Source organism: Candidatus Methylacidiphilum fumarolicum (genome assembly GCF_949774925.1).
Classification (GTDB): domain Bacteria; phylum Verrucomicrobiota; class Verrucomicrobiia; order Methylacidiphilales; family Methylacidiphilaceae; genus Methylacidiphilum; species Methylacidiphilum fumarolicum.
Window position 1 is genome coordinate 476,027 of record NZ_OX458932.1, and the last position, 20,482, is coordinate 496,508.

The following is a 20,482-nucleotide window of genomic DNA, read 5'->3' on the forward strand; positions in this document are numbered from 1 at the left end:
ATTTTGAATCTATCTCGCAAGAAAGTCAGCATTCAAGAGGCGCTGAGTTCCTAGGAGTTCCTGCCCAAACGCTACGGCGATGGAGACTTGAGGGTAAATTCTTTTGCCTCATGCCCGCATGGCGGGCGCACGTCAGTAATAGGATCTTGCACGGTTGCGTCCAGAACATTTCTGGCCAAAACCGAAGCCAACTGGTGTAAGATTGCCTATGCCAGTGTTTTCAGCCTCGACCAAAAGGACGAGCTGGAAGGGCAGAAATAAGTGCTTGCAGCTGTTCTGTGCCCGCCAGGGCTGGACGTTCGAGGCCGTTCGCGGATGTAGGGTCCGGTATGAACTCTCACACGAAGGGCCTCAAGCGGCTGCTTGATGCCGTCATCGGTGATAAGATTGGGCAGCTGATCATCCCCCCACAAGGACTGGCTGTTGTGCTTTGGTACGGATCTGGTGTTCGCCATCTGCGAGGCAAAAAACGTGGAAGTGATCCTTATCAACCAAGGGGAGGAGACGACTTTCTAGGAAGATTTGACCAAGGACGTCCTGGAAATTATCACGGTGTTCTGTGCTCGGCTATACGGGAATCACTATTCAAAGAAAATTGATGCTAGAGTTGTAACTTAATTAATTTATTGATATCTTAAGGAAAATTGTTTTCCTCTGCTGCTTGATTGATGAATTAAATACAACGGAAAAACGAGGGTTAACCCATCTTCCGCAACGTTGCGTCATAAGTGATTGCAACAGAACGAAATAGATTTTTCGTTCTGCCTACATTGCCCACTTGGGCGGAGAAGCGAAGAGAGAAAGTAGATCGAGCTTTTGAAGCAGGGCATTCAACTCTGGGGGAATCTGAGAGAAGAGCCCAATCAGCGGTTGTCTTTTTAGAGAGAGGTTGACCAAGCGGATCGTCTGAAGACGCCGAAGCACCTTGGGCACCTCTTCGGTAAAGCCCTTGGCCACCCATTCGGCTCCGAGCCGCGCGGAATCATCCAGAAGGCAAGGAAGCAGATCCTTACATGGTTGCGGACTCGGTCCGGTCGCCAGTGATAGACGGGAAGGACTTCCAGGTAACTCTTGAGCTCCGAGAAAGCGGCTTCGACCACAGCCAGCTGCTTATAGTGGTGAGCACCGCCTGGCCCGAAGCCTTGGTCGCCGGGAGATTGGTCTCCAAGAGATACCAGCCGTCAGTCGCCTCTTCTTCCTTGACCCGCTCCTGATCCAGTTTCCACCAGAACCGGCCGCCTGCGTCGACGCCGTACTGGAAGTATTTGTGCGCTTGGAGCCTCTGCAGCGCTCGGCCAACCCGGCTGCCGAGATTCACGGGATTCACCTGCCGGCGTGCCGCCTTCGTGATCTGGCGGAGCACCTCTTCTGCTTGAGCAATGCGGCTTTGCCGCCGTTCGCGGTCCCGCTGAGCCCGCCATTCTCCCCCCGCAATGACATAGCGCACTCCCTCCTGTTCGATCTCCAGTACCCGCGTCCAGTCCGTTAGCCAAAGCTGTCGGTCTTCAGGCAGACGACTGAGAATCTCCAGAAGCTTGGCCCGAGTCGACCAGGTCACGTACTCCAGCTCCATGCCAGTCAGGATCTCCAAGTTCCACCAACTCCTCATCCCCCCATCGAAGACGAAGGTCGCCTCTTGGATCCCAAACCTCCGTCTGAGCGTGACCAAGAGCCCCGTCAAGGTCGTGCGGTCCGCCCGATTCCCTCTCAGCACTTCCACATGGAACGGAATCCCCCGACCATCCGTAGCCACCGCAAGAAGAACTTGGCGCCGATCCTGCCGGTGATCCCGACTATAGCCATATTGCGCTAGTCCCTCAGGGCCCTCCCCTTCGAAGTAAACACTCGAAAGATCATAGAGCACCAGGCTCGCCCCCTGCGGCTGACTCCCTTGGTAAAGCTTCTTCTCAATCCCGCTCCAACAGCCATTCAACTCATCCATCGCCCGGGAGAGCTCGTCCTCATCCAGATCCTTCTCCTCAAGCCCACAAGCCTTAGCCAGAAGGGTCCCCCGCGCTTCCTCCCGAAGGGCCAGCTTCGAGGAAGGAAAGAGAATCCGGCCAAAGATTATTGCCTTCAAAAGCCTTCGTTTCCGCTCCGAGCCAACACTGGCAAAGACTTCATCGAGGCCAAAGCGATCCCAGGCTTCTTCGAGAACGGCCAATCCTCCGTAATCAAGTGCCTCCTGGACTTCGAGCCCCTCTACAGGAACAAGACGCTTCTTTTGCAAGGCCGCTGCCAGCACTTCCCGAGCTTCTTCCGGCAACCGGGTCACGTTGGCGATCCGGCGTGTCTTCACCTGCTTCCCCACCCGGTAGGACTCTCGGACAATATAGGATCGATAAATCTTCCCTTTGTGGCGTGTGCGGACCTCCTGCAAGTACATGCCTACCTGACTAACATATTTTCTCCACGATGCCAACAAAATAATAAAAGAAAAATAAATTATTTAGTCCTACACGAATATACATAAGTCATTGATACATCAACAAAATGGTCAAAAACTTGCGGAAGATGGGCTAGCTACGCCCCGTGATGGGCTTGTAGCAGAGATCAAAGGTGTAGCCGAGAAAATCGAATCTCTGCTCCGGCACTCGGCAGATCCGGGTCTTTTCCGAGTTTACCCTAAGCCCGATCCGCGTCATGATCTGTTCCATTGATTTTCTTGCTTCCTGGGCGGAGCGGCGGCAGAGAATCACCTAGTCGTCGGCTTACGAAACGATTCGCGCCTTTTACTTTGCTTCCCAGCCTTGCCGCTTCCAGTCCAAAATAAACCGCCTCATATAGAGGTTGGCCAGGAGTGGAGAGAGGGGGGCTCCTTGCGGGGTCCCCCGCCCGCTATCCTTGGCCTGGGTCCGCCGCTGCTTCCTCCCATCCTCGTCTTCTTCTTCGACGGCCATCTCCAACCATGCCTTCAACAGAGCGAGCATCGTCCCGTCGGAGATCCGTCGGGCCAGGCTCTTAAGAAGTGGATCATGGGGAATGCTATCGAAGTAGCCGCAGAGGTCGGCGTCGATCACCTCAGTATAGCCCTTCCTTAGGAGGGCATGCACCTGCTTTACCGCGTCCAGGGCGCTTCGCCCTTCTCGGTAGGCATACTGTTCTTCCGGTAAATCGACCTCGAAGATCGGTGCCAGCACAAGGACCGCTGCCATCTGTGCCACCCGATCCCGGATCGTCGGTACCCCTAAGGGCCTCTGCTTTCCGTCGGGTTGGGAATCCATACCCGCCGAACCGCTTCCGGCATATAGGTCTTGTTGCGGAGTTCCTCCGCCAGTCGATCCAACCAGCCATCCACACCCTCTTCCTCGATCCGCTCAAACCTCTGCCCATCCACTCCGGCCGCTCCGCCGTTCTTCCGGCAGACTACCCAGGCGTGTTCGAGCACGTCCTTGCGGTAGAGCTTGTCGTAGAGAGTATAGAAGCGATAGGTCAGATTTGCCTTCGCTTTCTCCTGCAACGCCATCTGGAGCTTCCAAACACTCTCGGGAGGTTCTAGACTCACTGCCAATCTCCCTGCTCTCGCTCTTTCGGGCGTTTCCCTTGAACTAAGGTCCCTTCCCTCCATCGGCCTTTCTCCGACTTCCCAGGTACTATGGACCTATCCGATTCCCACCTGATTCCGCTCCGTCCCTCGCAGGGCAGCGGTCGGTCAGCCTGGCTCCGCCAGGCTCCCAACCAGATGGGCCTCCCGTGTTGATGCATCTCCCTTTGCAGGCATGTCGTCGCCCAATACCCCGGCGGCTTTCCCCAGTGCATCCATTGCTCTCCTTCCCGGGGAAACATCGGCCTTCGCCTTTTCCGCACCAGCTCGGCGTCCGCGTTGCCCTTTTCGAGACTTTGTTCAGCGTTCATTTGCATTACGGCCTGCTTGCTCGCTGACCCGCTATTCCGGGCCTTTTTCCCAGAGGCTTCGACCACCAGCGTTGCCGTCAGTAGCCGCCCCAGGCGCTTCCGGCTGGAGCAATAGTTGCCGGGAGGGGTTCACTTCCACCCCACTGGGCGATGCACCCTTTCCACGGCGCACGCGGAAGATGGGGTAAATGAAAAAAAATCGGGATATATTATTTCATTTGTAATTTTTTACAAAAAAATTATTTATATTTTAAAAAATATAATAATAAAGTATCTCAAAAGAAGAGAAAAATTATTCTTGTTCTTCTCTATTTTTCTGACAGAAAATAGAGCAAGTGCGGTAGCTTTTTTACGATTAGAATATTTCATTATTGCTCAATTTTTCGTAATAATCATATTCAGAACGGAGCATCATTTCCTTTTCCTGAAAGAAAAGAATATTTGTTTATGATTTTTTTTCCGTTTTTTAATATCATTCTAATTCTTATTTTAAATCAGGTGAAATATAATAGTAACATAAATTTATCATATAACGCTTTTATTAAATTATATAAAAAAAGATTAGAACTCTTCATTTGATTTCTCATCAAATACATTATTTTATTCCTATCTATAGAGAATTAAGCAAAATAAAAGATATTTCTTTCACTGTTATTTATTATTCAAAAGAACATCATATAAGAGATGAATGGAATTCTTTTGAGGGATATCATTGGATTAATCTTTCTAAAAGCAATCGAAAATTTCCAAAATTTTTTCTTAATGCAATAAGAATTGATATCTTAAAATATATCTGGAAAGAAAAATATGACATTATATGGATTCATGGCTACTATGCGACTACAAATTGGGTTGCAATAATACTTCAAAGCATTAATAAAAGAGTTTCCTTACTTAGAACAGAAGATGTGTAGTTTCATAAGAGGAAAGTGCGGAAGAAAATAATAAAGTATCTTCCTTTAAGATTTCTTTGCAGTCAAATCTATGGCTTGTATCTAGGAGAGGCTAATAGAAAATACCTGGAATATTATGGTGTTCCAAAAGAACGTTTATATCCAGCCATTTATTGTGTTGATAATCAATATTTTCAAACTCAATATGAAAAACTTTATCCTTTCAGAGAAAGCATTCGCAAAAGTTTTGGGATATTTAATCATTTTCCAGTAATCCTTTTTTGTGGACGATTAGTAGAAATGAAGTGTCCATTTCTTCTTTTAGATGCATTTCAGCTGCTAGTTAAAGAATTTCCTTGTTATTTATTAGTTGTAGGTGATGGGCCTTTAAGAAAAAAATGGAAGAAAAAATTACAAAGAATAAAATAGAGAAAGTTATTTTTATGGGTTTTCTTGCTCAATCAGAAATTTCCAAAGCTTATATTGCATCTGATGTATTTGTTTTACCTTCCACAAACGACACATGGGAGTGGTGATTAACGAAGCTATGAATTTTGGACTTCTTATCATTGCTTCAGGCCTTGTTGGATCAATAGGTGATTTAGTAAAGCATGAAGAAAATGGATTAGTTTTCCCTGCAAATAATGTTAGTAAACTAGCAGAATGTATAAGGACAATTATTAAGGATGAGTCTAAAAGAAAAAAAATGAGATAAAGAGTTATAGAAATCCACCAACCTATCTGTGCTTTTAATGTGCTAATCAAAAAATCTAGTTTTTCATTAAACCACGTTAATGAAAATGGATAAAAAATGAAACTTTTGTTCGCATGCTATTTATTTTGGCCTCGCATAGGAGGAACGGAAACATTCGCTCATATTTTAGCTCAAGAACTTAGCAAAAAAGAAAAAATTTCTCTCAGTGTTCTTACTGCTACGCCTTATGAAGGGGAAGAACCATTTCCTTATCGAGTGATTCGAACAATTAATCCTTATAACCCTTTTAGCGTTTTTCTTGTCACTTTAAATGCTGGTATAATACTATATAACCATTTGCCAATCAAACTTTGCTGGGCTTCTGCCCTCTTAAACAAGCCTTATGGAATAATAATTCATAGATATCTTTCTTTTAAAGGAATCAAGGGTATTTTTTATAAGTGGATTCTGAAAAAAGCAAAAATCATTGTTGGAGTGAGTCAAGCTATAGTAGATCATCTTCCATATAAAGCTAAAACAATAATTATTCCAAATCCCTATGATGATAGCCTATTTTCTTTGCCTAAAGAAGAAAATCGTCCACAAGATATCCTGTTTGTTGGTAGAATGGTTTCTGAAAAAGGACCAATAGATGTTTTGAAAGCCTTGATGCTCTTAAAACAAGAAAAAATTGATCTCACTGCTAGCTTCGTTGGATATGGACCTGAAGAGGTAAATCTTAGAGCCTTTGTAAAAGCCAATGATCTAGAGCAATGGGTTGATATATTAGGCCCCAAAACACAGCAAGAAGTTGCCGACCTAATGAAAAAACATAAGATTTTGGTTGTACTTTCACTTTGGAATGAACCATTTGGTATTGTTGCTCTTGAGGGTATAGCTTCAGGCTGTGTGGTGATTGGTAGTGAAGGAGGAGGGCTTAAGGACGCCATTGGACCTTGTGGACTTACTTATCCCAATGGAGATGTCTATCAATTGGCCAGCAAAATTAAAGAGGTCATTAAAAATCCAGAGCTTTTTCATTCATTAAGGATGCATGCAAAAGAACATCTGAAAAAACATACAAAACAAGCTTGTGGAGAGAAATATTATAATATAGTTAAAATGTTGCATTGTTGTGACCGTTCCTCATCGTGTCGGAGACAATAGGTACGCTGCTGAATAGGTTTATCATTGCCATTATGCCTTGTATATTACTGAAGATATTGGTTTGTAGTTATATTTAAAATAATTAATAAAAGAGTTTCTTTTAAGCAGAAATGATGATGGGGTTATTCAAGAGAAAATTGTATGAAAAAATAAAAATGCCTTCCTCTAGAAATTTATTTTAAGTTTCTTTGCAATCAAAGTTAAGACTTGTTTTTGAGATAGACAATAGATAATATCTTGAAATTACAAGGGATAAATGGCAAAATATAAAACGAATTATAATAATTTTCTGAATTAGTTAGAATTTCTAGGTTTTATTGCGTCTAATCTATTAGTTTTATCTTCAACAACTGAAACTAGCCCATGTTTGGTGAAAATGGGCTAATTTTGGGGGTGCTCCAGGGGAGAGGAAGCGATTTTTGCAAAAAAACATAGTGCTACGTTGTGAATAACTTTTCTTAAGTTGTTGCTCGATTATTCTTGCATGTGTAGGCGTTTTGAAATTATGTCTCTTTATGTTTTTGCGGATCGTGCCGATTCGGCGGCCAAGCGGGAAGGTGGACCAGTATGTTCGGCTGGTGGAGAGCTACTACGATGGAGGGAAGATTAAGCAGCGGACGATTGCCAATCTTGGGCGGAGGGAGATTCTGGCTCCGCATGTGGACCGGCTTGTGGAGCTTCTGAGAGGAGAGCCGCCGAAGACGACGGGAAGTTGGGAGGCAAAATCGGCGGCAGTTTGGGGGCCGACCTTGGTGGCGAGGGCTCTTTGGGAGGAGTTAGGGTTTCCGGAGCTTTTGGCGGCATCTGGTAAGAGGCCGCAAGCTGTTTCTCTTGCCGAGAGAGCGTTTGTTTTGGTGGCTCATCGGCTGATTTGTCCAGGAAGCGAACATGCCTTAGCCCAGTGGTTAGAGACGGATTATGTAGCCGATCGGAGGGGGGAACGGATTCTGCCGATATGGAAGGAAAATGGTCGGGTGCGGGTGGACCATCGCTTTCTTTGGCCTTGGTATCGGACGCTGGATGAGCTGATTCAACGGAAGGAAGAGCTGGAAGAGGGGCTTTTTAGCCGGCTGCGAGATCTTTTTTCCCTCCAGCCTGAGAGGGTCTTCTACGACTTGACTTCCACCTATTTCGAAGGGGAAGGGCCAGAGGAGCTAGCTCAATTTGGGTACAGTCGGGACCGACGGGGAGGCAATCGGCAGATTCTTTTGGGGGTGGTGATGGTGAATGGTTGGCCGATTGCCCACCATGTGTTTCGAGGCAATCTCAAGGATGGAGAGACGGTACAGAGGGTGGTGGAGGATTTAGAGAAGCGTTTTGGGCTTCGGCGGGTGGTTTTTGTGGGGGACCGGGGGATGGTGAGCACGGCCAACTTGTGTTTTCTCTGGAGTCAGGGCCATGGGTTTTTGGTGGGACTTCGGCGGCGGAGAAGCCCGGAGGTCCTAGAGTATCTTTGCCAGGCGCAAGCGGGCTGCTGGCAGCCTTGTGCTCCGGGAAGTAACGACCGGGTTTGCGAAGTTCCGGGACGTCTCCCGGGGCAGCGGATCTTTGTGGTGGAGAGTGCCGAGCGGCTCGCCTACGAGCAAGCGATGCGGGAGGCAGCTGTCTCGAAGATTCGGGAAGAGCTGGAGAAGCTGGCCAAGCAGGTGGAAAAAGGAGAGCTTCGAGATCCTGAGAAAATCGGAGCTGCTGCCGGGCGCATCCTCTCGCTCCATCATGGGCATCGCTACTTCCGCTGGAGTCTTTCTTCCGGTCGCTTCGAGTTTTCTCAAGAGCCCTTGGAAGAGGAGAAGCTTTTGGAAGGCAAGTACCTCATTTTGACAGAAGAAAAACATCTCTCCGCAGTAGAGGCCGTAGGTGCCTATAAGGAGCTTAGCCAAGTGGAACGGGCCTTTCGGAAGCTAAAGGATGTCCTAGAGATGCGTCCGATCTATCACCATGATCCCCAGCGGGTCCAGGCCCATGTCTTTGTTGCCGCCTTGGCCTTCTTGCTTGACCGACTCCTGGAGAAAAAGCTAAAGCTTGCCAAGCTCCCCTTTTCCACCGAAGAGGCCTGGACTCACCTCCGGACCGTCCACGTCGTCGAGGCAGAGGTTGGAGGCACCAAACACCGCGGGGTCACAGCAGGAAACCGACAGGCGCGTCAGATCCTTTCCGCCCTGAAAATCAGCTCCTTAGAGCCTTGGAAACCCAAAAAAAGAACCTCTAAAACCCCCACATAGTGACACATTGAAAAAAAGACCATTGATAATCAATAACTTACGAAATTTTCACCAAACATGGGCTAGTAGACTTGTGTCAACAAAGCTATGATTATGAACCTTCCTGCCATAGCTTTAGAATTTTTGGAAGTACAGAGATTTAGTGAAGAATGATGAAATAGGGTTTGTTATCCCAAAAATAATGTTAGTATGCTAAGAGATTGTATGAGAACAATTATTAAGGATGAGTCTAAGAAAAAAACTGGGATAAAAGTATAGTAATCTTCCAACCAATCTATGCTTTTAATGTGTTTATCAAAAAATACGGTTTTATTTAAACTTACATATAATGAATAAAAAAAAATTCAAACTTTTATTCACAAGCTATTATTTTTGGCCTCACATTGGAGGAATGGAAACATTTGCTCAAGTTTTAGCTCAAGAACTAGCAAAAAAGGATTTATTTATCTCTGTTCTTACCTCTACGCCTCATGTAGGAAAAGAACAGTTTCCTTATCAAGTGATCCGAACAATTAATCCTTTTAACATTCTTCTAGTCACTTTCAATGCTGATGTAATACTCCATAACCATTTGTCAATCAAACTTTGCTGGGCTTCTGCCCTCTTAAACAAACCTTATGGAATAATAATTCAGAATTGGCTTTCTTTTAAAGGAATCAAAGGCATTTTTCATAAGTGGATTCTGAAAAAAGCAAAAATCACTGTTGGAGTGAGCCAAGCCATCGTAGATCATCTTCCATATAAAGCTAAAACAATTGTTATTCCAAATCTCTTTGATGATAGCCTATTTTCTTTGCCTAAAGAAGAAAATCGTCCGAAGGATCTCCTTTTTGTTGGAAGAATGGTTTCTGGAAAAGGGGCAATAGATGTTTTGAAAGCCTTGATGCTCTTAAAACAAGAAAAAATTGATCTTACAGCTAGCTTTGTTGGATATGGACCTGAAGAGGAAAATCTGATGGCCTTTATAAAAGCCAATGATCTGGAGCAAAGGGTTGATATATTAGGTCCCAAAACACAGCAAGAAGTTGCCGACTTAATGAAGAACCATAAGATTTTAGTCGTCCCTTCTATTTACGATGAACCATTTGGTATTGTTGCTCTTGAAGGCATAGCTTCAGGTTGTGTGGTGATTGGGAGTGAAAGGGGAGGTCTTAAGGAAGCCATTGGACCTTGTGGACTTACTTATCCAAATGGAGATGTTTATCTATTAGCAAGTAAAATTAAAGAGGTCATTAAGAATCCAGAGCTTTTCCATTCATTAAGATTTCATGCAAAAGAACACCTGAAAAAATATACAAGAAAAACCATTGGAGAAAATTACTATAATGTACTTCAAAAAATCTTATTTGAAAAATCCACCGTGTAATCCTCAGTTTCTTGGAAAAAAGAAGCAGCTGCTAACCAGGATTCTTATTATCATTTATGTTTTGCTTTTAACCGAAGGGATTCTAAGAAAATGGATTTTTCCTGAATTTGGGAGGGTTCTTTTTTTTATTAGAGATCCTTTTGTGATCTGGGCTTATTGGCTTGGTTTAAGACTAAATTTATGGTCAAGACCTCATCCTTTATTTTTAGGTGGTTTATCTTTCGCCATTATTGCTTTACTTTTGGCTGTATACGAAGCATTTTTTGAAGAAATTTCTCCTGTTTTTATATTTTATGGATTCAGAAATTATTTCTTGTATATTCCCTTACCTTTTCTTATGGAAAGGGCTCTTTCAAAGGAACAGTTAGATAAAGTGGCAAAATGGACATTACTTTATTCTATTCCAATGGCTCCTCTCTGCTTTTTACAAACTATTTCACCTAGTGATTCTCCAATTAATGCTGGTTTTGCACAAGATCCAGAATTAGCATATAAAAATCTTGGAGTTTATGGTGAAATTCAGCGTGCTTCTGGAACCTTCACATTTGTATTAGGCCTGTCACTTTTTATAGCAAGCTGCCTAGGATTCTTTATTTACCTGTTGTTTAAAAATAAAAATCAAAAATTCCTTAAAGGATTTTTAACTTGGATAGTAGGAGGAGCCGTGCTTGTTAACATATTAGTTTCAGGAAGTAGAATGGCTTTTATTTTATGCTTTTTAGTATTAGTTGGCTCTCTAATTGCTGGTCTTAGATCTGGTTTAATAAAACAATCAATCAATTTTATAATCGTTCTTGTTATTATGGCAATAGTAAGTGTCTTTTTTTCTTTGACAATTTTTTCTAATATTGTTGGAGCAATGCAAGAAAGATGGACTGGAGCGAGTGAAAATGAGGGTGGATATCTCATGCTTGAACGGATTGCAGGTGATCTGATAAGATTTATTGATGTAATGGATAATGTACCATTTTTAGGATTTGGTATTGGTACCGCTGGAAATGCTTATACCATTCTTCAAGGAGAACAATCTCTATATGTTGAAGATGATTGGAGTAGAAACATCTATGAACTTGGACCTCTCTTTGGACTTCTTTATTTAGCTTATCGATTTTCCCTTGTTATTTATCTTGGATTAAGATGTTGGAAAGCCACAGCAATATTAAAAAATCCATTGCCCCTTATTTTATATTCTTTTGTTGGCCCAATTCTTTTCAATGGTCAAATTACATCTCAAGGAACAGCAAACGGCTATGGATGGATCTTTACCGGTTTTTGTCTAGTTGCTTCTCGGATTATTCCTACATCATCTCCTGAGAGACCTTATAACACTTTATTTCGAACAATGTTATAATCATAGTTCTTTTTTACAAAGCCTTGCATATATAAGAAAACCATTGGTTATATTCCTTTTTTCAAAAAAAATTGAATCTTAATTTGTTATGGTTTCTTATCACAATTTTCTAGAATTATTTTTTTATAATAAAGATAATCATTCATATTTTTGATAAACAGAAGGCATTAAGTTAAAAGAAATTCTATTTTATACAAAAATACATTATTAATTAATTTCTTATTTGTGTATGCATATTCTTAAAGTCATTTGTAGTCTTTCTTTTCGTCATGGAGGTCCTACTGTTGCTTGCCTTAATCAAGCCAGAGCTTTAGCAGACCGAGGTCACAAAGTCACTATTTATACTACCAATGATTATGATGATTCATTGCTCAAAGTTCCTTTAAATCAGACATATCAAAATATAAAAAAGGATGGATATGAGATATCTTATTTTTCTTTAACTTTTCATTCTATTTCATTATTAAGAAAATATTACTTTTCTATACCATTAAAACAAACATTATCAGAAACAATATTAAAATATGATATAATTTATATATATTCATTATATCGTTTCCCACCTACCATAACTGCATACTATGCTCGTAAATATCAAATACCATATGTGATAAATCCACATGGTTCACTTGATCCTTTTTTATTTAAGAAAAAACGCTGGATAAAATTTCCTCATGAAAGATTGTTTGATTTTCCTAATCTCAATCATGCTTCAGCAATTCACTTTACTTCCTTAGAAGAACAACAATTAGTAACTCCATTGAAATTGAAATCTCCTGGAATAATAATTCCACTGGGGATTGATGTTAAACAATACAGATATCTTTCAAAAGGACATTTTCGACGACAGTATAATCTCTTTGAAAGTAAAATCTTACTTTTTTTTGGAAGAATTAATTTTAAAAAAGGACTAAATCTCCTTATACCCGCTTTTTCTCAAATTATAAAAAAACATGAAGATGTAACACTTATCCTTGCAGGACCCGATAATGAGGGTTATGGGAAAAAGGTATCTAAATGGATCAATGAATACAATCTTGAAAAAAACGTCATATTTACAGGAATGATTACTGGGGAAAAAAAGAAAGCGCTTCTAGCTGATGCCGATGTTTTTATTTTGCCATCTTATACAGAAAACTTTGGGATAGCCGTTGTGGAAGCAATGGCTGCAGGCATCCCTGTGATTATATCTGATAAAGTAAACATTTGGAGAGAGGTTAAAGAAGGAAATGCTGGAATTGTGGTCTCTTGTAATGTGCAAGAAATAGCCAAAGCATGTATCGAACTATTAAGCGATGATACCCTCCGGCATACAATGGGAGAAAATGGAAAAATAATAGCTGAAAATCTTTTTTCTATTGAAAATACTGCAAAAAAACTTGAAGAATCCTTTATAGAAATTATCAAAAAATATAAATCTAAGTGTGAATCAACTACATAGTATTAAATTTATTTCGCCTTTACAATTTTATGATAAATTGATTCAACTACTCAAAAAACACTTTCCGGCTCTTATTCATTTATGGAGTTCTTCAGGTATTGTCTCTCTGGCTAATGCCATAAGTATATTTCTGTTAGTAACTAAGTGTCCAAAAAATATTTTTGCATCCTATGCAATTGCCCAGGCTATTTCGTTTCTTGTTAATGCATGGACAGATGGAGGAATCTCTTTAGCAATACAAATTCTAGCTGCCCAAGATGCTAATAACAAAATACATTTTGAGAATTATAAAAAAGAAAGCCTACGACTTTCCCTCCGCATTTTTCTTGTCATGGGATTTTCATTATGGGGGATAATATATTTTTTTCATAATAAGGGAAAGTTTTTTGAAGAAATTCCTTTAGCATTAATCAGTTCTTTTTTTCTAGTAGGCTTATTCCAAACTCGTCAATCCTTTTGTCTTTCTTTTTTATATGCTCTAGGGCGGTTTAATCATTATAGTTGGCTGCAAACATTTAGTCCTTTATTTCGACTGGTTTTTTTGATCATCATTTTATATTTTATTCGATACCCAGTTAACCTTATAACCCTTCTAAGTTTGGACTTGGTTGCCTACGGATTAGGATGGTTCCTGTCTGGAAGTTTTCTAAGGAAAATACAAAACAGACTTTTAACAAACAATTTAAATAGTAATGCACCTATCCCTCATAATATTCGGCAGGAGCTATGGAAATTCGTATTCCCTTCCCTTCAAACCAATGTTTTGCTTTCACTGGTTCATTGGAGTGGAACATTATTTGGTGCATTGTTTGCTACAGATACAGTGGTTGCAATTTATTCTATTTTTCAAAGATGTAATCAAATATTTATGTTGGCGATTGGTCCGATAAATAACTATATAGGAAGAAGATTACGACTCATTCGTGATGTTACGGAACGAGTTTCCAAAGCAAAAAAATCTCTTTTTTTTATTGCATCTGTGTATCCTTTTTTATCATTCTTCCTCTACGGAGTTTATATAATAGGTAGTAAACATTTTCATCATTATGTGTTTGAGTATCCAAATACTTTTATTATTTTTTTAATCACGGCTTTTTTCGGTATCATATACTCTTTATTGGATATTATTCTTTCTTCATGGGGACAAGCAAATCATAGATTCATCAGTTCGTGGATATTAGCTGGAAAAATCCTCATTTTTTCTTTTCTACAACCAAAATCTGCCGCTTTATTGCTTATAGTTGATGGAAGTTTTCTTGTACTTATAGATATTATTTTTATTCTGATATTTGTTTCTTTTATCCGAAATAAACATGGCTTAAAAGAATGACAAGATTAATCTTAATAATTTTTTTTTATTGAAACTAATCTTTCCCTGCTTTTCTTTTGGTTTGTGGCAGGGATGTCCACTGCCTGTATCTGATTCCTTACACACAGACGAGTCGTCTCATGATTTTATTATAACCAATACACAGGGAATAGAAAAGGAAAGATCTTTTACAGGACAGCTTCTCGATATTCAATTTTGGGATGACCAGATAGGATGGACCTGTGGTTACGGTGGAGTATATAAATCTAAGGATGGAGGAAAGAGTTGGCAAAAAGTAAAACATGAAGGAGGCTGGTATCATGTTCAATTAACTGGGCCTCGGGAGATTTGGCTACTTGAAGGAAGCCATGGAAAGGCATGGGGCAGGCTCTGGCATTCAACCAATGATGGAGAAATTTGGGAAGAAATTCTGCCTGGAAAACTTCAAGGGTATGGAGATCTCTATTGTAAAGGTCCGGTACGATTCGTTCTTTGTAATGACTTTGCTAGCCATTGGAGTGTTGATCAAGGCAAAAGTTGGAAAGAAAGGACTTTCTTTGGCTCTCTAAAAATAGCTATTCCTGGAGATGTAAAAGAAAAGAATGGGTTTGTAATCTATCTTCTTGGTACAAAACGGCCAACTCCTTATCTACTAAAAAGTCTAGATTCAGGTGAAACATGGAATGAAGTCCTCTTGCCCTTAATCAATTCTTATCCTTATTCTCTTTTCTTTGCTACCAGTTGGAAAGGTTGGATTGGACTGGATGGAGGAAAGATTCTTTACACAGAAGATGGAGGAGAAAACTGGCAAGTTTATCAACTTCCAACTAATCGACCAGTAACTGCTTTGTGGTTTGATCCGCTTGGAAGAGGCTATGCTGCCGTTCAAAATGGTAATTACCTAATGCTTGCTGAATCCTTGTTTATGACAGAAGACGGAGGGAAATCTTGGAAACTTGTTCTTTCTGGCGCAAAACAGATTAATGCTCTTTTTGGGTTAAACTATAGAAATATCTGGGGAGCTGGGTTTTGCCCAACGCTACCCGCTGCCACTGATTTAATTGTGATTTCTAATCATTAAATCAAAAGAAATGGCTATTGCCTATGTATAGCTCAATGATAATGGTTTTAAATCTTTATTTCTGGTTTATAGTAGCCTTTCTTTTGTTCATTCCCTGTTCACTCTTTAGCCAGCAAACAGACAATCATGTGCTTATTTCTGTTCCTGCACAACAAACTATTCAAATTGATGGTGACTTAAAAGAATGGGATCTTTCTGGAAAGATTCTTTGTTGTTATGATCTTTCCACTCTTAAAGGGACCTATTCCGTTGAAGTAGCTTCCATGTACGATCAAAACTATCTTTATTTTTTATTTTGCTTTCAGGATCCTACTCCAATGGAAAATTGGATAGACCCTTTGTTTGATCCTCAAGGAGGATGGAAAGGAGATGCGGTTCAGCTGCGACTAAAGAATGAGTCTACAATAGTCCATATTACTTCCTGGTATTATACTCCAAAACAACTGCCCTGGGTTAGTCTTCACTTTGGGATGTGGGACGAAGCAAGCCAATCAGCCGATGTCAATGATGGAAGAAAAATGGGAATACAAGTTGCTTTCAAAAAAAATAAGGATGCAAAAGGCTATTGCCAAGAAATGGCCATTCCTTGGAAAGTGTTAGGTATTTCTTCGTTGAATGACGTTTCTTTTGAGAAATTAAATCTTTTATGTGGACTTGAATTTTTTTGGGGCAGCCAAAAAAGTAAAAACTGGCCAGAACACAGATACGCCGATTTAGTAAATCCAGAATATCCCCGACGGTCTTTTTTTTGGACCAATCCATTAGCTTGGGGTAAAATCGTATTTTCAAAAGAAGGCCATCTTTCTCGTATTAATCAGGGTAATGAAAAAAATGAAGGAAAAGATGTTCAACAGTTCTATACATATGGAAATATTCAAATTACCTATAATTTGCCCTCTGATGGAAATGTAAGCCTTGTAATAGAAGACAACAAGGGCAATAGAATCAGAAACCTTATTAGTGATGTTCCAAGGAAAGCTGGAAGAAATGTTGACTGGTGGGATGGAAAAGATGAGGCAGGCATTAAGGTGCCTTCTGGAGAATATTACCTAAGAGGTATTTTTCATAAGCCTTTCAAACTCCGTTACGAATTTGCTTTTGGAAATCCTGGAGATCCTCCCTGGCTAACTCCTGATGGCCGGGGAGGCTGGTTATCCAATCATGAAAATCCTCTCTCAATAACTTCTGATAAAAACAATATTTTTGTTTCAGCCGCCATGGCAGAGGGAGCCTGTACTGTTATGGCTCTTGATTTGAATGGACACAAAAAATGGGGGAATGGAGGAATGGTTGGTGGAATGCTTACTAGATTAGGGCCATACCTTTATATGGTTGTTGGTGGATCAATACCCCCTTACGATATTCCACCAGGAGAAATTCGGCTTGTTCGTTTTAACGCTGAAAATGGAGAACCTGTTTTATTTAAGGACAATAATCCTTATAAGATCATTTATCATTTTGATCCATCCAAACCTCCTCCACCTAAAACTCCAGAGGGAGAAGCGATTGAAAATGGGGCATTGGATGCTTCATGGTGTCAAAGGCAGGTAATGGGAGTAGCTTCTTCGGGAAACAGAATTTATTGTTCTCTTTTTTTCGAAAACAAAATTCTTATCGTAGACGAAGAAGGCAATCTTATCAACACACTTTCTATTAACAAACCCACTGGAATAGTTACAGCTCCTAATGGACAACTTTATGCGATCAGTGGCCGTGGGGTTGTTAAGATTGATCAAGAAGGAAACATTACTCCATTTATTTCCACTGAGCTTGAAGCTCCCATTGGGATTGCAGTAGATCAGAAGGGCCAAATTTACATTTCTGATTGGGGCAGAGCCATGAATGTGAAAGTTTTTTCTAAAGAAGGAGTATTTCTACGGGAGATTGGGAAAAAAGGGGGAAGGCCTCTTATTGGCTCTTACGATCCTCGAGGGATGTTTCTTCCTTTTGGGATTTGTATAGACAAAGAAAATCGATTATGGGTTGTAGAATGGGACAGGTCTCCAAGACGAATTAGTGTGTGGGCATCGAACGGAGACTTTCTAACAGAATATTGTGGTTCAACCTACTATGCGGCTATGGGATGTAATATTAATCCTTCCAATCCCTCAGAAGCCATTGTAATGGCGAACAAAGTAGATCTTGACTGGCAAAAAGGATTATGGCGCGTAAATAGTACTTTGTGGCGCTCTACAAAAACCAATGCTCTTTTTGGATTAGGCGCGGAGATGTATCATCAATTTTTTTCATTAGGCAATAGAAAGCTCATTGTCAGTGGATTTAAAAATTCGCTCTGTATATCAGAATTGAACGAAGATGGTTCGGCTAGACCTTTATCTGCAATGGGGACTCTCACTTACTTTTTAACAGAAAACTACCAACTACCACAGCTGATTTCAAACAAACTCTTTTCTGAACCTCTCCAATTAGAGTGGGCTAAAAGAAAATACCCTGTCATATTTAATGGAAGTGGTTGGGAAGCTGTTCAACTAGGGAACTTTTATGGTCGCCCAGGGTTGTGGATTCCTTTACAAATTGAATCATTACAAAGGGGCTTTCCTCTACATAATTCATTCTTATGGATAGATCAGAATGGAGATGGGCTTGTCCAAGAAAATGAATTAGATATTTTTTCTGAAGAAGAAGTGGGAGGGCCTCCCTTTAAAGGAGCATGGTGGGCACCTGTAATTGGTCCAGATCTGTCAACTTTTTGGATTAATCAAACCAGAGAATTTGTTGCGGTATGGAAACTCCCTTGCAAAGGATTCAATAGCGTTGGAGCTCCAGTATATTCCTTAAAAGATGCTAAAAGAATTTTTGCTTTGTCTAACCCATTACCAGTAGAAGATGATCCACAAGGATGGTGCGATTTAAAGGGGAACATCCTTATCAATCACAATCCACTAGAAATGTTTACTCAAGAAGGAAAATTGCTTTGGCGTTATCCAAATCCTTGGTCAGGAGTGCATGGAAGTAGTTCAGCCCCAAGAGCCAATCCTGGAATATTAGTTGGCCCACTTTATGTGATTGGATCAGCAAATTTAGAAAATGTCGGAGAGATTTTTTGTCTTTCAGGAAATTTGGGAGAAAGATATTTCTTTACAACTGATGGTCTGTATATTGGAAGCATCTTTAAAGATGCTCGAGGAGGACCAGACGTTCTTCCTCAGCATCAAGTCCGCGGCATGGAAATCACGATGAACTCTGCTGGAGGAGAAAGCTTCGGAGGACAATTTTTTAGAAATCCTATCGACAACCAGTTTTATATAATTGGACCAGTAAGTGATGCAAGGGAGTGTTCGGTAATAGCCAAGATAGAAGGATTGGAGACGGTACAAAGACTCCCACAACAGGCCATTAGAGTCTCTTCTAATGAAAAAAAAATCGGTTTGTCAGGAGATAACAATGATTTGAGGCCTTTTTTAATAATTAGGCCTCTTTATCATAGTGGGGATGGTATTCCAAGGGCTGACCTTTTCCAGTGGAATTTCAAAGAAGCAGTGGCCCAGTGGGGCTTTGATGCTTTTCATAAGGCTTCCGCAAGTTTAACTTTTGATCAACAATATCTTTATGTTGGATTCAAGGATGTTTCGGATGATACCCCAATGATTAATAATGGGAAAAATCCTTTTCAGCTTTTCAAAACTGGAGACGCAGTAGTTTTTGAATGTGGGACAAAAATGCGTAGTATAAGCGAACCAGTTAGAGAAGGAGATTTTAGGCTTCTTATTTCGATTTATAAAGGGAAGCCTATAGGCATACTTTATCAGTATCGTGTTGCAGGAACAAAAAATCCTTTTTTATTTTCTTCACCTATTGGGACTACCCATGTTGATAAAGTGTCAATTCTTGAAAACTGCAATATTAACTTACAGAAGGAAACAGATAAATATAGCTTCTATGCTGCAATCCCACTGAAAGAACTTGGATTTTATTTCATCCCAGGAAAAACGTATTATGGGGATTTTGGAATAATATATTCTGATAAAAATGGCACAACTGATGCTCTTAGAATGTTTTGGTCAAATAAAAACACCGGTATGATAAATGATTTATCAATAGAATCAGCAATAGATCCAAAAGAATGGGGAAAATTGATAATTAAGTAAATTTCTTTATTAAGAATTCAATTATTTATAATGAATAAAATTCAGACTAGTTCTTCAGCGTCAATAAGTTTTAAAGAAAAAATAAGAGAACTATTCAATATCTTTCGATTACGTCTTTTAGAACCAAAAGGGATGAAAAAAGTAGAAGGACTTTTTAAAGATCTAAATGAATATAAAAATTTGCTCCTTTTATATTCTGGAAAGCCAATTGAAAACACACGGATTTTAGAAATTGGCTTTGGCCCTCGTCCTCTTAGAATGGTCTTGTTAAAAAGTTATGGGGCAAAGATTAAAGGAGTTGATTTAGACTCACCACTTTTATATGGTAAAATTTCTGAAGTCATTAATATATGGAAGAAGAACGGATTTGAACGAGCTATTAAGTCTTTTATTCGATTTTACTTATTTGATATTACAGAAAGAAAAATCTTAGAAAAAGCTGTCGAGTTGCGTGGAAAAAAACTAACATTTTCATTCTCTCAGGATGAACTTTATATTTGTGATGCTTCAGAACTAGATTTTGATTCTCATTTATTTGATTTGATAATTTCTGAAGATGTTTTTGAGCATATAGAAATTTCTTCCTTAAAAAAATTGATTTTTAAAATGGTTCATTGGCTTGATCCTTCTGGTATTGCTTTAATTCGACCAAATATTTTTACAGGAATTTGTGGAGGCCATCTTACCGAGTGGTTTCCTCCCGTTGTTAATTCTAATATGAAAAGGAAAAGTGAGCCATGGGAACATCTCAGGAAAAAAAGATTTCAGCCTAATACTTTTCTTAACAAATTAACACGAAAAGAATACCGGGAGATGTTTAGCCAATATTTTGATATTCTTGAAGAACGAGTTAAATATCCAGATTTAGGCAAAAAATGGTTGAATCCAGAAATTCGACAAGAACTTAAAGTTTATTCAGACGAAGAGATTTTTTCTAATCAAGTGCTGTTTGTTTTAAAACCAAAAATTATTAAAAAGTAAAAAAAAATGAATG

At 40.2% G+C, this 20,482-nt stretch carries 15 protein-coding genes and 2 pseudogenes; 14 read left to right on the top strand and 3 right to left on the bottom strand.

Annotated features, from left to right (window positions below; genetic code table 11):
- Positions 1-11 precede the first annotated feature (11 nt).
- Positions 12-618: pseudogene (locus QOL44_RS11410) on the top strand (IS607 family transposase).
- A 147-nt stretch (positions 619-765) separates the two neighbouring features.
- On the opposite strand, the pseudogene QOL44_RS02060 reads toward QOL44_RS11410, so the two are convergent.
- Positions 766-2,386: pseudogene (locus QOL44_RS02060) on the bottom strand (IS1634 family transposase).
- Between the two features lie 91 nt (positions 2,387-2,477).
- Here QOL44_RS02060 and QOL44_RS02065 point away from each other — a divergent pair.
- Positions 2,478-2,660, top strand: coding sequence for a hypothetical protein (locus QOL44_RS02065; protein ID WP_283401199.1), 183 nt, complete (start codon positions 2,478-2,480; stop codon positions 2,658-2,660).
- 72 nt (positions 2,661-2,732) lie between these two features.
- Here QOL44_RS02065 and QOL44_RS02070 read toward each other — a convergent pair whose 3' ends face one another.
- Both QOL44_RS02070 and QOL44_RS02075 read right to left on the bottom strand, forming a co-directional pair.
- Positions 2,733-3,155, bottom strand: a complete 423-nt coding sequence (locus QOL44_RS02070; RefSeq protein WP_244230923.1) for a reverse transcriptase domain-containing protein — start codon at positions 3,153-3,155, stop codon at positions 2,733-2,735.
- Positions 3,156-3,187: 32 nt separating this feature from the next.
- The gene (locus QOL44_RS02075) at positions 3,188-3,466 is read right to left on the bottom strand and encodes a hypothetical protein (protein ID WP_208526853.1); all 279 of its coding nucleotides are present in this window, start codon (positions 3,464-3,466) and stop codon (positions 3,188-3,190) included.
- A 964-nt stretch (positions 3,467-4,430) separates the two neighbouring features.
- Between QOL44_RS02075 and QOL44_RS02080 the strand changes: the two genes are divergently transcribed.
- The 12 genes from QOL44_RS02080 to QOL44_RS02135 all read left to right on the top strand — a co-directional run bounded on the left by QOL44_RS02080 (position 4,431) and on the right by QOL44_RS02135 (position 20,469).
- Complete coding sequence (locus QOL44_RS02080; RefSeq protein WP_009059809.1) at positions 4,431-4,769, top strand: hypothetical protein; 339 nt, start codon at positions 4,431-4,433, stop codon at positions 4,767-4,769.
- Positions 4,770-4,844: 75 nt separating this feature from the next.
- Complete coding sequence (locus QOL44_RS02085) at positions 4,845-5,177, top strand: glycosyltransferase (protein WP_258042303.1); 333 nt, start codon at positions 4,845-4,847, stop codon at positions 5,175-5,177.
- 67 nt (positions 5,178-5,244) lie between these two features.
- The gene (locus tag QOL44_RS02090) at positions 5,245-5,463 is read left to right on the top strand and encodes a glycosyltransferase (RefSeq protein ID WP_266098574.1); all 219 of its coding nucleotides are present in this window, start codon (positions 5,245-5,247) and stop codon (positions 5,461-5,463) included.
- A 96-nt stretch (positions 5,464-5,559) separates the two neighbouring features.
- Complete coding sequence (locus QOL44_RS02095) at positions 5,560-6,609, top strand: glycosyltransferase family 4 protein (protein ID WP_009059815.1); 1,050 nt, start codon at positions 5,560-5,562, stop codon at positions 6,607-6,609.
- A 515-nt stretch (positions 6,610-7,124) separates the two neighbouring features.
- The gene (locus QOL44_RS02100; protein ID WP_045086735.1) at positions 7,125-8,831 is read left to right on the top strand and encodes an IS1634 family transposase; all 1,707 of its coding nucleotides are present in this window, start codon (positions 7,125-7,127) and stop codon (positions 8,829-8,831) included.
- A 328-nt stretch (positions 8,832-9,159) separates the two neighbouring features.
- A complete protein-coding gene (locus QOL44_RS02105; protein ID WP_009059833.1) occupies positions 9,160-10,197 on the top strand; it encodes a glycosyltransferase family 4 protein in 1,038 nt (345 codons plus the stop codon).
- Positions 10,157-11,548, top strand: a complete 1,392-nt coding sequence (locus tag QOL44_RS02110) for an O-antigen ligase family protein (RefSeq protein ID WP_009059832.1) — start codon at positions 10,157-10,159, stop codon at positions 11,546-11,548. The genes QOL44_RS02105 and QOL44_RS02110 overlap by 41 nt, the downstream gene beginning before the upstream one ends.
- Before the next feature lie 229 nt (positions 11,549-11,777).
- Complete coding sequence (locus QOL44_RS02115; protein ID WP_009059831.1) at positions 11,778-12,989, top strand: glycosyltransferase; 1,212 nt, start codon at positions 11,778-11,780, stop codon at positions 12,987-12,989.
- Positions 12,973-14,319, top strand: a complete 1,347-nt coding sequence (locus tag QOL44_RS02120) for an MATE family efflux transporter (RefSeq protein WP_009059830.1) — start codon at positions 12,973-12,975, stop codon at positions 14,317-14,319. Before QOL44_RS02115 ends, QOL44_RS02120 begins: the two co-directional genes overlap by 17 nt.
- Positions 14,320-14,347: 28 nt before the next feature.
- Positions 14,348-15,379, top strand: coding sequence for a YCF48-related protein (locus QOL44_RS02125; protein ID WP_228343229.1), 1,032 nt, complete (start codon positions 14,348-14,350; stop codon positions 15,377-15,379).
- A 41-nt stretch (positions 15,380-15,420) separates the two neighbouring features.
- Positions 15,421-19,488 carry a FlgD immunoglobulin-like domain containing protein gene (locus QOL44_RS02130; RefSeq protein ID WP_134373124.1) on the top strand — a complete coding sequence of 1,356 codons (4,068 nt, stop codon included), beginning with the start codon at positions 15,421-15,423 and terminating at the stop codon, positions 19,486-19,488.
- A 30-nt stretch (positions 19,489-19,518) separates the two neighbouring features.
- On the top strand, positions 19,519-20,469 hold the full coding sequence (locus tag QOL44_RS02135) for a class I SAM-dependent methyltransferase (protein ID WP_009059827.1): 951 nt from the start codon (positions 19,519-19,521) through the stop codon (positions 20,467-20,469).
- Positions 20,470-20,482 lie beyond the last annotated feature (13 nt).